18 protein-coding genes are annotated in these 17,842 nt (G+C 72.6%); 9 read left to right on the plus strand and 9 right to left on the minus strand.

Going from position 1 to position 17,842, the window contains the following annotated elements; all coding sequences use genetic code 11:
* Nucleotides 1-3: 3 nt before the first annotated feature.
* The 4 genes from KM842_RS13100 to KM842_RS13115 all read left to right on the plus strand — a co-directional run bounded on the left by KM842_RS13100 (nucleotide 4) and on the right by KM842_RS13115 (nucleotide 6,377).
* A complete protein-coding gene (locus tag KM842_RS13100) occupies nucleotides 4-1,845 on the plus strand; it encodes an FtsX-like permease family protein (protein ID WP_216259015.1) in 1,842 nt (613 codons plus the stop codon).
* 119 nt (nucleotides 1,846-1,964) lie between these two features.
* A complete protein-coding gene (locus tag KM842_RS13105) occupies nucleotides 1,965-4,700 on the plus strand; it encodes a helix-turn-helix transcriptional regulator (RefSeq protein WP_216259017.1) in 2,736 nt (911 codons plus the stop codon).
* 71 nt (nucleotides 4,701-4,771) lie between these two features.
* Nucleotides 4,772-5,488, plus strand: coding sequence for an alpha/beta hydrolase (locus KM842_RS13110; protein ID WP_216259019.1), 717 nt, complete (start codon nucleotides 4,772-4,774; stop codon nucleotides 5,486-5,488).
* A gap of 52 nt (nucleotides 5,489-5,540) precedes the next feature.
* The gene (locus KM842_RS13115) at nucleotides 5,541-6,377 is read left to right on the plus strand and encodes an alpha/beta fold hydrolase (protein WP_216259022.1); all 837 of its coding nucleotides are present in this window, start codon (nucleotides 5,541-5,543) and stop codon (nucleotides 6,375-6,377) included.
* A 118-nt stretch (nucleotides 6,378-6,495) separates the two neighbouring features.
* On the opposite strand, the gene KM842_RS13120 is transcribed toward KM842_RS13115, so the two are convergent.
* The 5 genes from KM842_RS13120 to KM842_RS13140 form a co-directional block, all read right to left on the minus strand.
* Nucleotides 6,496-6,831, minus strand: a complete 336-nt coding sequence (locus KM842_RS13120) for a hypothetical protein (protein ID WP_216259024.1) — start codon at nucleotides 6,829-6,831, stop codon at nucleotides 6,496-6,498.
* A gap of 96 nt (nucleotides 6,832-6,927) precedes the next feature.
* Nucleotides 6,928-7,401, minus strand: coding sequence for a hypothetical protein (locus KM842_RS13125; RefSeq protein WP_216259026.1), 474 nt, complete (start codon nucleotides 7,399-7,401; stop codon nucleotides 6,928-6,930).
* Between the two features lie 115 nt (nucleotides 7,402-7,516).
* Nucleotides 7,517-7,888, minus strand: a complete 372-nt coding sequence (locus KM842_RS13130) for a hypothetical protein (protein ID WP_216259029.1) — start codon at nucleotides 7,886-7,888, stop codon at nucleotides 7,517-7,519.
* 60 nt (nucleotides 7,889-7,948) lie between these two features.
* The gene (locus KM842_RS13135; protein ID WP_216259031.1) at nucleotides 7,949-8,128 is read right to left on the minus strand and encodes a hypothetical protein; all 180 of its coding nucleotides are present in this window, start codon (nucleotides 8,126-8,128) and stop codon (nucleotides 7,949-7,951) included.
* Nucleotides 8,125-8,403: a hypothetical protein gene (locus tag KM842_RS13140; protein ID WP_216259032.1), complete on the minus strand. Its 279-nt coding sequence runs from the start codon at nucleotides 8,401-8,403 to the stop codon at nucleotides 8,125-8,127. The genes KM842_RS13135 and KM842_RS13140 overlap by 4 nt, the downstream gene beginning before the upstream one ends.
* 87 nt (nucleotides 8,404-8,490) lie before the next feature.
* Here KM842_RS13140 and KM842_RS13145 point away from each other — a divergent pair, with 87 nt between their 5' ends.
* The gene (locus tag KM842_RS13145) at nucleotides 8,491-10,689 is read left to right on the plus strand and encodes an MMPL family transporter (protein ID WP_216259035.1); all 2,199 of its coding nucleotides are present in this window, start codon (nucleotides 8,491-8,493) and stop codon (nucleotides 10,687-10,689) included.
* 107 nt (nucleotides 10,690-10,796) lie between these two features.
* The gene (locus KM842_RS13150; protein WP_216259037.1) at nucleotides 10,797-11,306 is read left to right on the plus strand and encodes a MarR family winged helix-turn-helix transcriptional regulator; all 510 of its coding nucleotides are present in this window, start codon (nucleotides 10,797-10,799) and stop codon (nucleotides 11,304-11,306) included.
* A gap of 20 nt (nucleotides 11,307-11,326) precedes the next feature.
* Here KM842_RS13150 and KM842_RS13155 read toward each other — a convergent pair whose 3' ends face one another.
* Entirely contained in the window at nucleotides 11,327-12,181 is an 855-nt protein-coding gene (locus tag KM842_RS13155) for an SDR family NAD(P)-dependent oxidoreductase (RefSeq protein ID WP_216259039.1), read from the minus strand.
* A gap of 146 nt (nucleotides 12,182-12,327) precedes the next feature.
* Here KM842_RS13155 and KM842_RS13160 point away from each other — a divergent pair, with 146 nt between their 5' ends.
* From KM842_RS13160 to KM842_RS13170, 3 genes are all read left to right on the plus strand, one after another.
* Nucleotides 12,328-13,224 (plus strand): helix-turn-helix transcriptional regulator, encoded by an 897-nt coding sequence (locus KM842_RS13160; protein ID WP_216259041.1) that lies wholly within the window; start codon nucleotides 12,328-12,330, stop codon nucleotides 13,222-13,224.
* Between the two features lie 94 nt (nucleotides 13,225-13,318).
* Nucleotides 13,319-13,825, plus strand: a complete 507-nt coding sequence (locus KM842_RS13165) for a YbhB/YbcL family Raf kinase inhibitor-like protein (RefSeq protein ID WP_216259043.1) — start codon at nucleotides 13,319-13,321, stop codon at nucleotides 13,823-13,825.
* 71 nt (nucleotides 13,826-13,896) lie between these two features.
* Nucleotides 13,897-14,319, plus strand: coding sequence for a MarR family winged helix-turn-helix transcriptional regulator (locus KM842_RS13170; RefSeq protein WP_216259044.1), 423 nt, complete (start codon nucleotides 13,897-13,899; stop codon nucleotides 14,317-14,319).
* A 5-nt stretch (nucleotides 14,320-14,324) separates the two neighbouring features.
* Here the strand turns inward: KM842_RS13170 and KM842_RS13175 are convergent, their stop codons facing one another.
* From KM842_RS13175 to KM842_RS13185, 3 genes are all read right to left on the minus strand, one after another.
* Nucleotides 14,325-14,906: a TetR/AcrR family transcriptional regulator gene (locus tag KM842_RS13175; RefSeq protein ID WP_216259045.1), complete on the minus strand. Its 582-nt coding sequence runs from the start codon at nucleotides 14,904-14,906 to the stop codon at nucleotides 14,325-14,327.
* A gap of 95 nt (nucleotides 14,907-15,001) precedes the next feature.
* On the minus strand, nucleotides 15,002-16,321 hold the full coding sequence (locus KM842_RS13180; protein ID WP_216259046.1) for a carboxylesterase family protein: 1,320 nt from the start codon (nucleotides 16,319-16,321) through the stop codon (nucleotides 15,002-15,004).
* A 71-nt stretch (nucleotides 16,322-16,392) separates the two neighbouring features.
* The gene (locus KM842_RS13185; RefSeq protein ID WP_216259047.1) at nucleotides 16,393-17,694 is read right to left on the minus strand and encodes an MFS transporter; all 1,302 of its coding nucleotides are present in this window, start codon (nucleotides 17,692-17,694) and stop codon (nucleotides 16,393-16,395) included.
* Between the last annotated feature and the right edge of the window lie 148 nt (nucleotides 17,695-17,842).

Raw genomic sequence — 17,842 nt, forward strand, 5'->3', positions numbered from 1 at the left:
GCCGTGCGCGCCGCACTCCGCTCCCTGCTCGTCGTCAACCGCGCCGCCGTCATCGGCGCCGGGGTCGTCGTCGCCCTGGCCGCCGTGCTCCTCGCGGTCACGGCCGCCTGGCTCGAGGCCGGCGTCCGACACCCGGAGGCCCCGTTCCTCTCCACCGTGGCGGGGTCCTTCGCCGGGACGCTGCTCCTCATCACCGTCTTCATGGTGGCCAGCGTCTTCGCCGGGGTCCTCCGCGAGCGCCGCCGCGAGTTCGCGCTGCTCCGGGCGATCGGTGCCACCGCCGGGCAGATCCGCGGCACGGTCCGCACCGAGGTCCTGGTCCTGCTCGCACTCGTCGCACCCGTCGGCGCCCTCGTCGGCACGGTCGTCGCGCCCCTCGTGACTCCGCTCCTGCGGTCGAGCGCGGTCGTCCCGGCCACCTTCTCGCTCGCGCCGTCGGCGATCCCGCTGCTCAGCACGCTGGTCGTGCTCGTGCCCACCGGACTCCTGGCCGCGGCGATGGCCGCGCGGGCAGCGACCCGGCCGAGCCCGACCGACGCGGTCCGCGCGAGCACCACCGACGTCCCGACGCTCTCGCGCGGTCGTCAGATCGCCGCCGCGGTCACCGCGCTCACCGGCCTCGCGACCGCGACCACGCCCTTCTTCACGCCCGGCCTGGTGGGCAGCGCGACGGGCGCCACCTCGGCGATCGTCCTCGTCGTCGCGGCCGCCCTCGCCGGGCCGCTCCTCGTGCAGTGGGGTGCCCGGCGGGCGCTCACCGGCCGGCACGGGACGGCGAGCACGCTCGCCCTCCTCAACGCCCGCGGAGCCTCCCGGCGCCTCAGCGCCGCCGTGGTCCCGCTCGCGCTCCTCGTCGCCCTCGGGACGGTGCAGACCGGGACGGACGCCGCCGTCCAGCGCGCGACGGAGGACCAACTGCGGGCGGGCCTCCAGGCCGACCTCGTGGTGACCGCCGGCGACGGCGTCACCGGTGCACAGGCGGAGCGGATCGCGGCGCTGCCCGGCGTCCGCGGGACGACCACCGTGCGGGACACGGCGGGGTCGGTGCAGGTCGAGCAGGCGGACGAGGACCTCGGCGGACTCGAGTGGGAGCCGACCGCGGTCTGCGCCCTCTCCGCCGACACCGCCGCGCTCGACCCGGCCGTGCGCTCCGGGTCCCTCGACGCGCTCAGCGGACCCGGCACCGTCGCGGTGAGCAGCGACCTGCTCGCCCTCACCCCGACGGGCCTGGGCGACACGATCCGACTCCGCACCGGCGACGGCCCCGCCGAGTCGGCGCGGATCGTCGCGGTCTACGACCGCGGTCTGGCCTTCGGGGACGTCCTGGTCCGCGACCGCGCGTCAGGTCCCGTCGACACGCTCCTCGTCGACACCGCGTCCGGTGACCGCGCAGCCGTCCGGGAGGCCCTGCGCGCCACCGGCGCGGACGTCGCCACGGTGGACGGGTACGTCGCGACCGCCCTCCGGGCCGGGAGCGGCGACCGCCAACTGTCCCTGGTCCTCGTCGTCGCGCTCCTCGCGTTCGTGGCGGCGGCCGCGGCGAACACGCTCCTGACCACCACCAGGGGGCGGCGGGACGAGTTCGCGCTGCTGCAGCGGACCGGTGCCACTCGCGCCCAGCTGCTGCGGATGGCCGGGGTCGAGACGGCGTACACCGCGGTCGCGGCCGTGGTGATCGGCACGGTCGCGGTCGTGCCGGCGCTGGTCGGTGTCGGGTACGGGCTGACCGGGTCAGCGGCGGCCGGGTTCGACCTCGTGTCCTGGGCCGGGTTCGCTGCGGCGGCGGTGCTCGTGGCGGTCGTCGGGGTGCAGCCGGCGGCGGGACGGATCGCGCGCGGGCGGTGACGGGGCGGATCGTGCAGGGGCGGTGACGGGGCAGATCGTGCGGGGGCGGTGACGGGTCGGGGGCCACGGACCCGCACCGCGGCTCCCGCTCCGGGCTCGGCCGCTGGCATACTGACGGCATGACGATGGCGCAGCCCGTCATCGGGCGCGAGCGGGAAATCGCGGCCCTCCGCACCGCGATCCAGGACGTGCACAGCGGCGGTTCGGCGTTCGTGGTCGACGGCGAGGCGGGGATCGGCAAGTCGTCGCTCGTCGCCGACGTGGTCGAGTACGCGGGCGGGCGTGGCGTGCGGGTCCTCACCACGACCGGCACGCTCGACGAGTCGGCGGAGCCGTACGCGGCCCTCCACATGCTCCTCTACCCGTTGCGAGCGGGCATCCCGAGCCTGCCGGCCCCGCAGCGGCGTGCGTTGGACGTCGCGTTCGGCGTGGAACCGGGCGTGCAGCCGTCACCGCTCCTCGCCGGGCTTGCGGCGCTGACCCTGCTCTCCGACGCCGCCGCCGCCAGACCGCTGCTCGTCGTGGCGGAGGACCTGCACTGGATCGATGCACCGTCCGCGTGGGCACTGCGGATGGTCGCTCGTCGCGTCGTCGAGGACCCGATCGTCGTCGTGATGTCGACGCGGAACACGGACGCCCCGGACGACCCCGGCGTGCGACGCCTGCACCTCGCGCCGCTCGACGACGCAGCCGCTGCGGAGCTGCTCGACGCGGTCCCGGGGGCGCCGTCGGGCCAGGCTCGGCGCGAGCTCGTGACCCGCGCCGCAGGGAACCCGCTCGCGCTCCGCGAACTCGGTCAGCACGTGCCGGGGAACCGTACCCACCAGCGGCCCGTCGTCGGCCGGGTGGAACAGGAGTTCGGCGACCGCTACGCGGAGCTCGACCAGCCCACGCGGCTCGCCCTGCTCGCCGTCGCGCTCTCCAGTGGCGCGACCGCCGAGGAAGCCGCCCAAGCCGCCGGACGGGCACTCGGGAAGGTCCCGGCGCCGACGTGGACGGATCGCGCGTCCGCGTCCGGACTCCTCGAGTGGGTCGCTCCTCGGGCCATCCGGTTCCGGCACCCGCTCGTGCAGTCGGCGGTCCTGGCAGCGGCGTCGCCGACGGAACGCGCCGCGGTGCTCGCTGCCCTGGTGCGCGAGCACGAGGACGAGCCGACGCGGACGATCTGGTGGCGGGCCGAACTCGCGGCGGGGCACGACGACTCCCTGGCCGACGAGATCGCCGCCTTCGCCGACGGCCGGACGGCGATGTCCGACACCGTCGCCGCCGGTCGTGCGGTCGAGCGGGCCGCGGAGCTCACCTCGGACGTGACCGTGCGGGTGGAGCGGCTGGTCGCCGCCGCGGAACTGGCAGGGCTGTCCGGGCGGACCTCGGAGGCGTCGCTCCTGGCACACCGGGCCAGCTCGGAGGCGCCGGACCGGCTGCTGGCAGCGCGGGCAGCGTGGGTCGCCGAGACGCTGCCCACCGGCCGGACGGGGCTGGCCAGGGGCGACCTCGGGCCGGCACTCCACGCCGTCTCCGAGATGCAGGCGGCCGGTGGGGTGGAGCACGCCACCGCTGCGCTCCTCCACCTGGCCGCGATCGCGTGGGACCACACCCTGGAGCCGGGTCCCGGTGACCCGATGCTCGCCGTCGTCGAGGCACTCGCGCTGCCGGAGGACGATCCCCGCGCGATCCTCCTCGCAGCGCGGACGGAACCGGTCGTCCGGGGTGACCGGGTCCGGGAACTCGCCCTCGGGGCGGCAGCGTCCGCCGAGGACGAGGAGTCCGCGTGGCTCCTCGGGTACGCGCTCAACCTCGTCGGCGAGATCGACACCGCGCGTGTGCTCCTCGACCGGGCCCTCGCGAGCATGCGGGCGCGTGGCGAACTGCGGACGTTCCCGCAGGCGCTCATGGGGACCTCGATGACGACCTACCTGGCCGGGGACGTCGCGAAGGCCCGCGTCCTCGCGGAGCAGGCGGAGTCGCTGGGCCGTGACCTGGGCGACGCCGGGTTCTCCGCCGCGGCACGGTGCGCGCTCGCGTGGTTCGACGCCCTCGACGGCCGCCAGCCGGACGTCGAGGCGATCTCCGGCGGGACGGAGGTCGGCGCCCAGGTGCTCCGTTCGAGTGCGATGCGCGCGACCGTCCTGGGCAGTCAGGGTGCGGCGTACCTGGTGACCGGCCGGCCCGCGAAGGCCCTCGAGCGCCTCCGCGGCATCGCCGACCCCGGACACGACGCCTACCACCCCGACTTCGCGGTCATCACGTCACCCGACTTCGTCGACGCCGCGCTGGACGCCGGCAGGCGGGAGGACGCCGAGCAGCGGCTCGCGGACCTCGAGCAGCTCCACGCACGGTGGCACGCGCCGCTGGTCCGGACCGCGCTGGACCACGCCAGGGCCGCGCTCGTCGCCGACGACGAACTCGCGACCACCTGGGCCGCGGTCCGGGACGCGCGCTGGTCGATCCCGTACGCGAAGGCCCGGACGCTCCTCCGTCTCGGACGGCGGCTCCACGCCACGGGCCGGAGCGAGGACGCCCGCGCCGCCCTCCACGCGGCCCTCGCCCTGTTCGGCGAGATGCCCGCACCCGCGTGGGAGGAACGCACGCGCGACGCCCTCCGCGCCACCGGGGAACGCCTGGCGGTGCCCGGACGGCGGGACGAGCTGCTCACCCCGCAGGAGCTCCGGGTCTGCACGCTCGCGGCCCGGGGACTGAGCAACCGCGCGATCGGCGAGCACCTCTTCGTCTCGCCCCGGACCGTCGGCGCACACCTCTACGCCGCCTTCCAGAAGCTGGGGATCTCCGACCGACGGCAGCTGTCGGACGTCCTCGCGACCCAGGGCACCCCGCTCCCGTCCGTCGACGGGTAAGTCGATCGGCGGCCGATCTCAGTCGTCGTGACCGATGTGCGCCGGTCGTCCGCGCGGATAGGTTCGCGCCCATGACCGGATCACCCACCATCGTCCTCGTCCACGGAGCGTTCGCCGATGCCGCCAGCTGGGCACCCGTCACAGGGCTCCTCCTCGACCAGGGCCACCAGGTCCGCGTCCCGCCGGTCCCCAACCGGAGCCTGTCCGGCGACGCGGCCTCCATCAGGTCGTTCGTCGAGCAGATCGACGGTCCGGTCCTGCTCGCCGGGCACTCCTACGGCGGCGCGGTCCTCACCGTCGCCGGCGTCGCCGAGAACGTCGTCGGGCTCGTGTTCGTCGCCGCGTACGCGCTCGAGGAGGGGGAGAGCCTCGGCACCCTCCAGGGCGGCTTCCCCGACAGTGCCCTCGCCGCGAACCTCGTCTACTCGCCCTACCCGGTCGAGGGGGCGGAACCCGGCACCGACGTGTCCGTGGCGATCGACGCGTTCCCCGCGGTGTTCGCCGGCGGCCTCGACCTGGACGAGGCGAGGGTCCTCGCGGTCTCGCAGCGTCCGTTGTCCGCCGTCGCGTTCGGCGAGCCCGCCTCCGCGGCTGCGTGGAAGACCAAGCCGTCCTGGGGCATCGTCGCCAGCGCCGACCACACCATCAACCCGGACGTGGAGCGCTTCGGCTACCAGCGCGCCGGCGTCCGGAAGGTGATCGAGATCGACGGACCGCACCTGCTGATGCGGACGCACCCCGCCGAGGTCGCCGCGTTCATCACCGACGCCGTCGCCGACCTCGACTGACGACCCCACCAGACCACCCACACCAGACCCCACACACAACAGGAGGACGACCATGGCGTTCGTGACCACCGACGACGGTGCAGAGATCTACTACAAGGACTGGGGGAACCCCGACGCCCAGCCGATCGTGTTCCACCACGGCTGGCCGCTGTCGTCCGACGACTGGGACGCGCAGATGCTGTACTTCCTGGCCGAGGGCTTCCGCGTCATCGCCTCCGACCGCCGGGGCCACGGGCGCTCGTCGCAGATCGGCACCGGCCACGACATGGACCACTACGCCAGTGACGTGTCCGCCGTCGTCGAGCACCTCGACCTGCACGACGCCGTCCACGTCGGGCACTCCACCGGCGGCGGCCAGGTCGCCCGCTACGTCGCGGAGTACGGCCAGCCGCAGGGGCGGGTCGCGAAGGCGGTCCTCGTCTCCGCCGTGCCGCCGCTGATGGTGAAGACCGACGCGAACCCCGAGGGCACCGACATCTCGGTCTTCGACGGGTTCCGGCAGGCCCTCGCCGCGAACCGCGCCGAGTTCTTCCAGGCGGTCGCCTCCGGCCCGTTCTACGGGTTCAACCGCGACGGCGTGACGCCGTCGGAGCCGGTCATCGCCAACTGGTGGCGTCAGGGCATGACGGGCAGTGCCGTCGCCCACCTCGAGGGCATCAAGGCGTTCTCGGAGACGGACCAGACCGAGGACCTCCGCGCCATCACCGTGCCCGTCCTCGTCCTGCAGGGCGACGACGACCAGGTCGTGCCGTACCAGGACGCAGCCCTGAAGCAGGCCGAACTGCTCAGCGACGCGACGCTGAAGATCTACGAGGGCTACCCGCACGGCATGCTGACGACCCACGCCGACGTCATCAACGCCGACATCCTCGCGTTCATCCGCGGCTGACACCGCGACGCTGCGTCCGCAGCGGACCGGACCGGAGGCGCGGTGCAGGGGGCCGACCGGCTCACCCGCACCGCGCCTCCGGTCCGTCACCTCGGGGCAGGACCGCCCGGAGCGGGCGCTACCCGACCGCCGAGAACGGGCCGACGAACCAGATCGCGACGGGTGCCACGAGGATGAGCCCCACGCTCGCTGCGATGATCAGTGGCGCACCTCGGCCGGTGCCGCGTGCGAGCGCGATGATCGCCATGACGACCACGACGAAGCAGCAGCACCAGGCGACGAACGCGACGAGGACGACCAGCGGCCACAGGAGCAGGGTGGCACCGGAACCCGCCAGCCAGACCGGCGCCCACAGCACGAGCCAGAGCAGCACCAGGACGGCGGCGGCGGTCAGCAGGAGGACCCGCGCGACGTGGAGCGTCCGCTCCGGGCGTCGTGGGAAGAGCGGTTCCACACCGCCACAGTAGCGGCGGCACCACCCGGGCGGAGCGGCGGCACCACCCGGGCGGAGCGGCGACGTCACCGGCGCGGAGCGCCGTCCGCAGCGGTGTCAGCACCCCACGTTGAGGCCCGTCCCGACCGGCGTGGTCTCGCGGTGCTCGCGGACGCTCCCGTCCGCCGGCGAGTACTGCGCGAGGGTGGTCGCCATCGCGACCGGGTCGGCGTCGTCGGACTGGCGGTACTCGATGCAGACCGTGCCCGAGACCAGACCCGTCACGTCCCGCTCGCGGATCTCCCACTTGCCGAGGTGGTGGTGCTCGCCGAGCGGGTGCGCGGCGACGTACTCGGCGCCCGTCGTCGAGAGGTCACCCTTCGCCATGACCTCGACCATGCCCTCGGCGACGCTGTTCGCCTCCTGCTCGAGGTCGGGGAGCGTCGCCTTCCGCTCGGCCTGCGACATCTCCGGCGGGGCCTCGGTCGCCGCCGCCCCCGGGTCACCGCCTCCGCTGCACCCGGTGAGCCCTGCGAGGAGGACGATGCCGAGAGCGAGAGCGAGAGCTGCTGCGCGGTGCGGTGTGGACATGGTCGTTCCCCCTGTGTCGGTCCGGTGGCAGGAGCGCGGCCTCCACCGGCCCCCACGGTCCGTCCAGGCTACCGACGACCGGGTGGGCTGGTCGCGCCCGGCCACGCTGCGACCGTCAGGGTCGCTGGGGCGCCTCGTCGACGAGCGCGACGAAGCGGCTGCCGACGCCCTCGACCTCGTGCCGGGTCCGCCCGGCGATCGGCTCCGGCGCCTGGTAGGGCGCGTGGTAGTCGCACATCAGGTGGTCCCAGTCGGGCCACCACTTCTTCGGCCGTGCCGTCTCGGCGTACCCGCAGACCACGCACTCCAGCTGCACCCAGACCTTCTTGGCACCGGTGCGGTTCGCCCGGGACTGCACGAGCCAGGCGGGCGGGTCCTCCTCGATCGCCTGGAGCTCGGCCTCGCTGAGCCGCGTCGGGATCCCGTGGTGGGCCGCCATCTCGAGGGGGATGTCGAGCCGTACGGCGGCGTCACGTCGGGAGAGCACCACCCCAGCGTAGGTCGTGTCGCGACCGGCCGCGGTCCCGGGCCGGCGCGCCTCCGCCCATCAGACGAGCGCGACCGCACCCCACCCGGCACGCATCCGCGCGACGGCCCGGTCCCAACCGGCCAGCAGGTCGCTCCCGTCCCGCAGCTGCGACTGCAGCTGCAGCCCCTCGTACAGGGCAACGAGCTGCCGCGCCGGCAGGCCGGACCCCGGAGTGGCGGGGCCCGGCCATCCGGTCACGTGACCAGCGCTCGTGCTTCGTGGTCGAGTCGCTCGAGACGCCAGTCCGCGACGAGGACGAACGCGCGCCGGAACACGACCAGCAGTGCTCCGGCGTGTTCGAACGCGTGCGTGACCACGGACGCCCCGTCCGCTGTTCGGTCGATCAGCCACCGGCCGGTCTCCTGCGCGCCGGCTCCCTCGAGCCGGTACTCAACGGCGGTCTCGCCGACGCGTGTGACGGTCACGACCGCGGGGAGGAACCCGCGGATGACCGTCCTGTACGGCCTCCTCACGACGACATGAGCGTCCGCCGGGCAGAGGGGTCCGAGCGCTCAGTTCCGTGCTGTAGCATGCATGTAACGTCACGAATCGGAGGACCCATGCGGCGCCTGCTCGACGTACCGATCCGCTTTCCTCGCGTGGTCATCGCCGTGTGGTTGGCCTTGTTCGTGGTGGGAGGGGCACTCGCACTGCACCTCGATGCCGCCCTGTCAGGGGGAGGCTTCACCAACCCGCGAGCACAGGCACTCGTGACGCAGGAAGTCGTCGAGGAGCGCTTCGCCCAGTCACCGAACCAGTTGGTCGTCGTGCTCGACAGGGCCACGACGGTGACGGACGGGACGATCTCGCGGGTGGTCAGCATCCTCCGCCAAGAGGGTGCCGATTCCATCACCACCCCCGGGGACGACCCCGACCTCGCCTCGGAGGACGATCGCGCGGCAGCGGTCATCGCTGGTTTCGACGGCAGTGCGACCGCCGCCCAGAACCTCGTGCCCGATCTGCAGGAACGACTGGAGGACGCCCGGCTGGTGGATGACGTGTACGTCACCGGCCAACCAGCGCTCGACTTCCAGCTCAACGCACACTCGAAGGCCGACGCCACGCGAGCCGAACTGATCGTGTTCCCGCTCTTGATCGTCGTCCTGCTGTTCGTCTTCCGATCGGTCGTCGCGACCGTCCTCCCGTTGCTCGTCGCGGGTTCGTCACTCGCCTTGGCCCTGGGCATCGGCTTCCTGCTGACCCGCGTGACGGAGGTGTCGAACCTCTACACGAACATCGTGTCCATGATCGGTCTGGCCGTCGCCGTCGACTACTCCCTGTTCATCATCAAACGGTTCCGGGAAGAACTCGCGACGGGCAGAGCCACCCCGGTCGCCGTGCGAGCGGCCATGTCCACCGCCGGGCATTCGGTTCTCTTCAGCGGCGTGGCAGTGGTCCTGGCCCTCGCGGCGCTGCTCATCCCCCGGGTGATGGCGCTGACGAGCATCGCCCTCGGAGGCATCGTCGTCGCGGTGGTAGCGCTCGTCATCACGATGCTCGTCCTGCCTGCCGCGCTCACCCTGATCGGACCGAGGATCGACCGCTTCGCCGTCCCGTTCCTGCGCCCTGCGGCGCCTCGTGGCGTCCGCACGGTGCGATCGCGCATCCGGCGCCCGGCACTCGTCGGCACGGTCGGGATCCTCGCACTCGCCGCGTGCGCCGTCCCGATCGCCAGCCTCTCCATGCAGTCCCCCGTGGCGAGTGCCACCGTCCTGCCCGCCTCTGACCCGGCCCGACAAGGATCGGAGATCCTCGACGAGCGGATTGGTCAAGAAGGACTGTTCCCCGTCGATGTCGTCCTCACCCTCCCGGCCGACGTCGGGACGTCGGTCGCGCTGGGACAGGTCGAGCGTGCCAGCACCTGGCTCGCACAGCGGCCCGGTGCCGATGACGTCACCTCTGTCACCGCCATCGGACTCCCCGCGGGACAGCTCACCACCCTGCTCGACCAGGCGGACACACCCGCTGACCTCCGGAAGCTGTGGGATGCACGGGACGACGTGATCACCGCGCGGGTGGTGGTCACCACGGCCCAGGGTCCGGACTCCGTCAGCGCTCACGACCTGGTCGAGGAGGTCCGCCGAGACCTCCCTGCCCAACTGACCGACGGCACGCGCGTGGCGGTCACCGGCGCAACCGCTCAGGGCGTGGACTTCGACGCCACCATCGTCCGCAGCATCCCGCTCGTCGCAGCGGTCGTCCTGCTCCTGACGTTCGCCATGCTCGCGTTCGCCTGGCGCTCGGTCGTCCTGCCGGCTCTCGCGCTCCTCTTCAACCTCCTCGTCGTCGGCGCGAGCGTCGGATCCCTGACCCTGGTGCAGCACGCCGTCTCGGACGCACCTCTCAACTCCGTGACCCCGATCCTGCTGTTCGCGGTGATGTTCGGCCTGAGCATGGACTACATGGTCATCATCATGTCCCGCATGCAGGAGATGTACCGGGCAGGCATCCCGTACGAGCAGGCCGTCCTCGGTGGCGCGGACCGGACCCGCAGCATGATCAACAGCGCGGCGCTGATCATGGTCGCCGTGTTCCTCTCCTTCATGACGGCGCAGATCAGCATCGTCCGCGAGATCGGGATCGGACTCGCGATCGCCGTCGTGCTGGACGCGGTCGTCATCCGCATGGTCGTGATGCCGAGCGTGCTGCGCGCCATCGGTCCGCGGGCCTTCGGCAGAGCATGCCCTGTTCCGGACACGACGGTGCGCGAGCCGTCGTCCGAGACCCCGGCGGAGTCCGGCGCGCTCGTCGGTACCTGATCAGCCGCCCGTGCCCAGGGCCCGCAGACCGAACGCGGGCCCTGGGCGACGACCTGACAAACTGGACGGGAGCAGCTTGCTCTGCTCCCGTCACGACTGGATCGCACATGACCACTCCGGCACCAGCGCCCACTCCCACGGCGCCGACACTCGCGCAGTTCGAGCTGCGCTACCTGGTCCTCGCGGCGCAGCGGGAGGGCAACCGCGCGCTCGGCCGACAGCTCGCCGACCTGGGACTGACGACCTCGCAGTTCGAGATCATCCTCGTCCTCTCTCGATACGGACCCATCACGCTCAAGGAGCTCGGCGAGCTCATCGTGTGCGAGACAGCGAGCCCCAGCCGCATCGTCGACACACTCGTCCGTCGTGGTTATGTCGAACGCTCCACGCACGCGTCGGATCGACGAGCCGTCGCCCTCCGGTTGACCGATGGAGGCCGGGAACTCGTCCCGCGGCTCCGCGAGATCGAGAAGGTCATGGACGACGGCGCACGAGTGATGTTCGACGGGAGCGAGATGACCGGTCTGGTCAGCGCGCTCCGGACCTACCTCGACGGGACCGAGAGTGGCGCGGTCCTCGAGCGACGGTTCGCCGACGATCGTCTCCCACTGGACTGAGGCGCTGCTGGCAGAGCTCGTCAGCGAACGCGATCGGTGGACTCGGCGAGCGCGCGGCCGGCACTGACGTCGGCTCGGAGTGCCTCCACCTTGGCGGCGGCGAAGCCGGAGGAGTCCGAGCCGAGCTGCTGCCGGAGCGGCCCGTCACTCCGCTCGGCGATGGTGATGAAGGCGGCGGCGGCCTGCGCGGGGTCGCCGAGCTGCGTGCCGGGCATCGCCTGGTGTGCGGTGACCATCTCGCGGATCGCCGGGTAGGCGTCGGTCGTCGTCTCCGGCAGGGCGAGGGAGTTACTGGTCAGGAAGTCCGTGTCGAAGTAGCCCGGCTCGACGATCGTGACGGCGATGCCGTGGTCGGCGACCTCCGCGGCGAGGGACTCGGTGAGCCCTTCGAGCGCGTACTTCGCGGCGCAGTACAGGCCCCAGCCGGGGAACGACACGAGTCCGAGGACCGACGACACGTTGATGACGTGCCCCGATCGCGCCGCACGCATGACGGGCAGGACCGCGCGGAGGACGTTCCAGGTGCCGTTGACCTGCACGTCGAACATCGCCCGCACGTCCGCGTCCGTGGTCTCCTCGACGGCCCCGAGGTAGCCGTAGCCGGCGTTGTTCACCACGACGTCGATGCGACCGAACCGGGCGGTCGTCTCCTCGACGGCACGGGTGACGTCGGCCTGGTCGGTGAGCTGCACCTGCAGCGGGAGCAGGTTCGTCGTGTCGGTTTCCCCGAGCGCGCCGAGCAGTCGGTCGGTCGATCGGGTGGTCGCGGCGACGTGGTGCCCGGCGGCGAGCAGCGCCCGCACCAGGTGCAGGCCGAGTCCACGGGAGGCGCCGGTGACGAGCCAGGTCGCGGGTCGGTCGGTGCGGTGGGTCATGGTGGTCGTGCCTTCCGGTCGGAGGAGGTGGTTCGTGCCTCCAGCCTGCGAGCCGGCGGACGCCTCCGAGCGCGTCCTCCTGGCCCGGCTCTGCCTGGGACGATCCGACCCACGCGGGGTGGGCAGCGGGCGGTGACAATGGGGAGATGGCCGACCGGAACCAGGAGCTCGCCGACTTCCTCCGTCGTGCTCGGAGCCAGGTCGACCCGGAGCGGACCGGGCTGCCGGCGGACGGCCGGATCCGCCGGGTGCCGGGTCTGCGTCGCGAGGAGGTGGCGCAGCTGGCCCGGGTCTCCTCGGACTACTACACCCGCCTGGAGCAGGGGCGCCCGATCACGCCGTCGCCGGGGATCGTCGCCGCGATCGCGCGAGCGCTCGACCTGTCCGACGCGGGGCACGAGCACCTCCGGCACCTGATCGCGACGAACGGTCACCCGCCCGCACAGCGGCGACGGCGCCCCGTGCCCGTCCAGCGCCCGCGCCGGGCGTTGGTGCAGCTCATGGACGCACTCGACGGCGTCCCCGTGATGCTCCTCGGTCGTCGCACCGACGTGCTGGCGACGAACCGCCTGGCGCGGGCGCTCCTGGCGGACTTCGACGCGATGCCCGCGACGGAACGCAACTACGCGCGCTGGATGTTCCTCGACGGCACCGCTCGGAAGCGCCTGGTGGACTGGGAGACCCAGGCGCGGCTCGCCGTGGAGAACCTGCGCCTCGACGCCGGCCGTGATCCGGAGGACCCCGCGACGCAGGCGCTCGTCGGGGAGCTCACCATCGCCAGCGCGGAGTTCGGCGGGTGGTGGCAGGAGCACCGCGTCTTCCAGCGGACAGCCGGGGAGAAGCGGTTCCGCCATCCCGTGGTCGGTGACCTCACCCTGCGGTACGAGACGTTCACCATGCCCGGCGACCCGGACCAGGCGCTGTTCGTGTACAGCGCCGAGCCCGGGAGCGCGCACGCGGACGCGCTCCGCCTCCTGACGAGCTGGGTCATGGCGGACGAGGGGCACCGGCGCCCGCGGCAAGGGACGCGCCTCACCGGCTGACCTGGAGAGGGGGTGGCCTTTTGTACAGTTTGTATGTACAGTTCAGGTGTACAGCGTGACTGTGCGATCGCCCGACTGAATGGATGGAGACGACATGCGTGTCGACCCGTACGCGAACACCTTCCCCACGAACGAGCTCCCGGTGGCACTCCCGGAACTGACCGACGGCGCCTTCCCCGTTGCCGCGTACAGCTCGGAGGCCGGCACCGGCCGGTCGCCGGCCGTCACGTGGGAGACCCTCCCCGAGGGGACGCAGAGCCTCCTCGTCACGGTCTTCGACCCGGACGCCCCGGTGCCGGGTGGGTTCTGGCACTGGATCGCCGTCGTCCCGGCGGGCGCGGGGCAGCTCGTCGCCGGGGCGAGCGGTCAGGACATGCCCGAGGGATCGATCGAACTGCCGAACTCCTTCGGCGTCGCGGGCTACGTCGGCCCCAATCCGCCGCAGGGCACCGGCGTGCACGGCAACGTCGTGGCCGTCACGGCGCTCTCCTCCGCGGTGCACGAGCTCCCCGACGTGCCGTCGACCGCGATGCTGCACGCGTCGATCATCCCGGCGACCCTGGCCCGCGGCACGGCCGTCGGCACCGCGACGGCCGCCTGACCGCCGAGGAGCGGGACGGACACGTCCCGGTCCGTTCCGCTCCCGCCCGCGGATCACGCATAGTAGGAGTCGTGGACGCCGACATCGACCAGGTAGCCGAGGACCTCCGAGCCGCGGTCGGTGACTTCGTCCGGGCAGCCCGTCCCGACGAGCAGCTCTCCGACAACCAGTTGTCGATCCTCGGCATGCTCGACCGGGAGGGACCGGCGACGATCGCCGCCTTGGCCGCACGGTGTCGCATCCGCCACCAGTCGGCCACCAAGGTCGTCGAGCAGCTGCGTGCCGCTCAGCTGGTGGACATCGGCGCGCACCCCTCCGACCGGCGAGCGGTCCAGGTCGCGATCAGCCCGACGGGCGGTGCGGCCCTCCGGGAGGAGCGTGCTCGCCGGTCAGCGTGGATCGCCGAAGCCATCAGGACCAGGCTCTCCGAGCGGGAGCAGGCGGACGTCCCCGCCCTCGTTGCGGTGCTCCGACAGCTGACCGCCTCCCGGTAGCGCGGTCAGACGAGCGCGACCGCACCCCACCCGGCACGCATCCGCGCGACTGCCCGGTCCCAACCGGCCAGCAGGTCGCTCCCGTCCCGCAGCTGCGACTGCAGCTGCAGCCCCTCGTACAGGGCAACGAGCTGCTCGGCCGCGTGCCGGGGCGAGGTGCCGTGCGGCTCCCGTCCGGCGACGACGTCGCGGACGAGCGCGAGCGTGATGTCCTCGAACGCCCGCACGTACTGGGTGCGGAACCACCCGGCGGCCGGGTGCGTCGGGGCGGAGGCCGCGCTCAGCGTGGCGATGCGGATCCGGACGAGCGCGGGGTCGGCCAGGCCGGACTCCAGGCGGGCGCGGAGGTAGGCGGCGGCACCGTGCTGCTCGGCGATCGGCCACAGGTACTTGCGGTCGCCGTTGTCCCAGCGGTTCATGACGGCGACGACGAGCAGGTCCCACACCGGGTAGGCGTCGCTGACCTCGGCGTCGCTGACCTCGGCGAGCGCCGCGACCTCGGCGGGTCCGACGGCGTGGAAGTCCGACCGACGGAAGGCCTCGATCGCTGCCGGGATGATGCGGTTGCGGAGGTCGGAGTCGGGCATGAGGACGATCATCCGGCGTGGGCCCGGGCGGCGCGACCGCCAGTTCGAGGGGTGCAGGGCCGCGTGGTCGGCCCCGCCCGGCCGTCCCCTGTCGGTCAGCCCCGGTCGAACGTCAGCGTCTCGTCGTCCGGCGCCGTGACCCGCCCGGTCCGCGCGAACTCCGCCCAGATCGCCCGCATCCCGGGCCCGCGGCGCTCGACGGCGGCCCAGTCCCGCGTCGGTACGAAGCGGCTGCCCGCCCAGGCCGCGCGGTCGCCGAGCAGCAGCGGGACGTCGCTCATGTGCACCGCTCCGGTGGGCCGCACGGTCACGCCGCGGAGGAGCCGGTACACGACGGCCCGACCGCCGGCGGCCCGGTGTCGCACGGCGAAGGCGCGGGCGTCCCGGCCGTAGACGACGTCGGTCAGCGGCCGGACGAGCAGCCACCGGACGAGGGCACGTCCGATCCGGGTGCGGCAGACCGCGGCCAGTCCGGGGATCATCGGGACGTACAGGGCGGCTTCGTCCGACCCCGAGCCGATGAGGACCTCGACGTGCGGGGCCACCCGGCGCCAGGCGTCCGGCAGGTCGCGTTCGGCGGGCAGCGGCGCGTGGCCGTACTGCGTGCCGAACGGCATCCCGCCGCGCAGACCGTAGGGCAGTGCGACCCGCTCGGCTGCCGCCTGCCGCTCGAGGACCTCGTCGAGCGGCGCGTCCGGTGCGACGGTCCCGACCGTGCGGGACATCGCCCGGTTCATGCGGGCACGTCGACGCGACAGCCCGAGCGGTGCGCTCTGCACGATCACGCGCCGGAACAGCCCGGCCGTGCCCTCGGCCACCATGAGGTGCGCGATGGCGTCGCCGCCCGCGGACTGCCCGAACAGGGTGATCGCGTCGGGGTCCCCGCCGAACCCCGCGATGTTCGTGTGCACCCAGCGCAGGGCCTCGACCAGGTCGAGCAGTCCGAGGTTCGCCGGCACCCGCTCCCCGTCGCCGAGGAACCCGAGCACGCCGAGCCGGTACGTGACGGCCACGACGACAACGCGCTGCTCCTCGACCAGGGCGCGCGGGTCGTGGATCGGGATGTCCCCGCCGCCCACGACGTACGAGCCGCCGTGGATCCACACCATGACCGGCAGCCGTTCGTCGTCGCGGACGTCGGCCGGCACGGTGACGGAGAGTGCCTGGCAGTGCTCGGCGACCTCGGCCTCGATGGGGTGGATGAGCTCCTCGAGGACGGGCGTCGACGGTTGCGGGGGCACCGGCGCCGGGGTGTCCGCGACGAAGTCACCGGTGAACGGCGGCACCGGGGTCGGCCGCCGGAAGCGCTCGGCGCGGGCGTACGGGATGCCGAGGGCACGGAGGACCGCGCCGTCGCGGTGGCCGACGATCCGGCCGACGGGTGTGGTGAAGGTCCGGGTCGGCGCGGTGGTCATCCCGCAACCGTACGACGGACGGGAGGCCCGTGGCTGCGCAGCCACGGGCCTCCCGTCCGTCCCGGGTCGCGTCAGCGGACCCGCTTGATCGGGAGCACCACGAGCGCGCCGAGGACGGCGACACCACCCGCGGCCCAGCACATCAACTCGTAGTTGTCGGCCGTGCCACCGGTGCCGAAGCGGAGGAAGAACAGCGCGGCGGCGGGCGCGAGCGACTGCGGCAGGGCGTTCGCGATGTTGATGACACCCAGGTCCTTGCCGGGGCGGTCGGCGTTCGGCAGGACGTCCACGACGAGCGCGGTGTCGATGGCCGAGTAGATGCCGTAGGCGAAGCCCATGATGACCTCGGCGACGTAGAAGCCGTTCACGGTCTCTGCGTGGGCCAGGGCGACCAGGCCGACGGCGAACAGCACGGTCGAGCCTGCGACGAACACCTTGCGGCGGCCGAGCCGGTCCGATGCCCAGCCGGACAGCGCCGCGCTGACCAGGAGGGCGATCGTGTAGAGCAGCACGCCGAACGCGACGGCCGCGGCGGCCTCCGCGTTGCTCTCGATGCCGATGTGCTGCTTCATGTAGAGCAGGCGGTACGTGGTGAACATGAACGTCGCGAAGATGATGAGGAAGCGCGACCACCACGCGAACGCGAAGTCCGGGTTCTTGATCGGGTTCGTCCAGAACGACGAGACGAGGTTGAGGAACGTGAACTTCTTGAGCGGGTACGTCGGCAGCTCGTCCCGTGCGACGACCGCGTAGACGACCACCAGGACGATCGCCAGGATGCCCGGCGCGATGAACAGCACGGGCAGGTTCGCGACGAAGAACACGGACAGGTACGTGCCGGCCAGGACCGCGATGTTCTGGGCGAGCGCGATGATGCTCGACGACCTGCCGCGCTGGAACTCGGGCACGTTGTCGGCGAAGCTCGCGGTCAGCGTCGAGAGCACGGTGTTGGCGGCCAGCTGCGCGAGGAGCCAGCCCAGCGTGAGCTGCAGGGTGTCCGGGGCGTACGCGATCCAGGCCAGGGCGACCGCGAAGACGACGACACCGCTGAGCATCCAGGGCCGGCGACGTCCCCAGCGGGTGCGGGTCCGGTCGGACAGCGCACCGGCGAGCGGGTTCATGATGAGCGCCCCGAACGCGCCGATCGGCAGCACGGAGCCGATGACGTTCGCGGCGGAGTCGCCGACCAGCGCCTCGGCCTTGAGCTGCATGCTGACGTAGACCGGCGCCATGAGGGCCACGAACAGGCCGAACTGTCCGAGGAACAGGGCGATCTGGTAGCCGATGCCGACACGCATCGTGCTGACCGGCTGGGTGATCCCCTGCTCCGGGTGCAGCAGCACCGGGGTCTCCGCGGGTTCGGGTGTGCTCATGACGCCTCCTTGAGTCGATGAAAACCATAGCTCGTACGGTTTTACGAGGGCGAGCATACATGGCGGCGGGAAGTCGGTGGAAGCGAAAACTACACACCGGGTGGTTTCTGCGGTAGCGTCGTGATCGTCTCGCCGTGGAGCAGTGTCT

This window comes from Curtobacterium sp. L6-1 (assembly GCF_018885305.1).
Lineage (GTDB): Bacteria > Actinomycetota > Actinomycetes > Actinomycetales > Microbacteriaceae > Curtobacterium > Curtobacterium aetherium.

What these genes read in the sequence shown, in the direction of transcription:
- KM842_RS13165 (WP_216259043.1), top strand. Translation starts at nt 13,319, where the DNA reads ATGCGTGTCGACCCGTACGCGAACACCTTCCCCACGAACGAGCTCCCG.
- KM842_RS13150 (WP_216259037.1), top strand. Translation starts at nt 10,797, where the DNA reads ATGACCACTCCGGCACCAGCGCCCACTCCCACGGCGCCGACACTCGCG.
- KM842_RS13160 (WP_216259041.1), top strand. Translation starts at nt 12,328, where the DNA reads ATGGCCGACCGGAACCAGGAGCTCGCCGACTTCCTCCGTCGTGCTCGG.
- KM842_RS13145 (WP_216259035.1), top strand. Translation starts at nt 8,491, where the DNA reads ATGCGGCGCCTGCTCGACGTACCGATCCGCTTTCCTCGCGTGGTCATC.
- KM842_RS13180 (WP_216259046.1), bottom strand. Translation starts at nt 16,321, where the DNA reads ATGACCACCGCGCCGACCCGGACCTTCACCACACCCGTCGGCCGGATC.
- KM842_RS13115 (WP_216259022.1), top strand. Translation starts at nt 5,541, where the DNA reads ATGGCGTTCGTGACCACCGACGACGGTGCAGAGATCTACTACAAGGAC.
- KM842_RS13175 (WP_216259045.1), bottom strand. Translation starts at nt 14,906, where the DNA reads ATGCCCGACTCCGACCTCCGCAACCGCATCATCCCGGCAGCGATCGAG.
- KM842_RS13125 (WP_216259026.1), bottom strand. Translation starts at nt 7,401, where the DNA reads ATGTCCACACCGCACCGCGCAGCAGCTCTCGCTCTCGCTCTCGGCATC.
- KM842_RS13110 (WP_216259019.1), top strand. Translation starts at nt 4,772, where the DNA reads ATGACCGGATCACCCACCATCGTCCTCGTCCACGGAGCGTTCGCCGAT.
- KM842_RS13155 (WP_216259039.1), bottom strand. Translation starts at nt 12,181, where the DNA reads ATGACCCACCGCACCGACCGACCCGCGACCTGGCTCGTCACCGGCGCC.
- KM842_RS13105 (WP_216259017.1), top strand. Translation starts at nt 1,965, where the DNA reads ATGACGATGGCGCAGCCCGTCATCGGGCGCGAGCGGGAAATCGCGGCC.
- KM842_RS13185 (WP_216259047.1), bottom strand. Translation starts at nt 17,694, where the DNA reads ATGAGCACACCCGAACCCGCGGAGACCCCGGTGCTGCTGCACCCGGAG.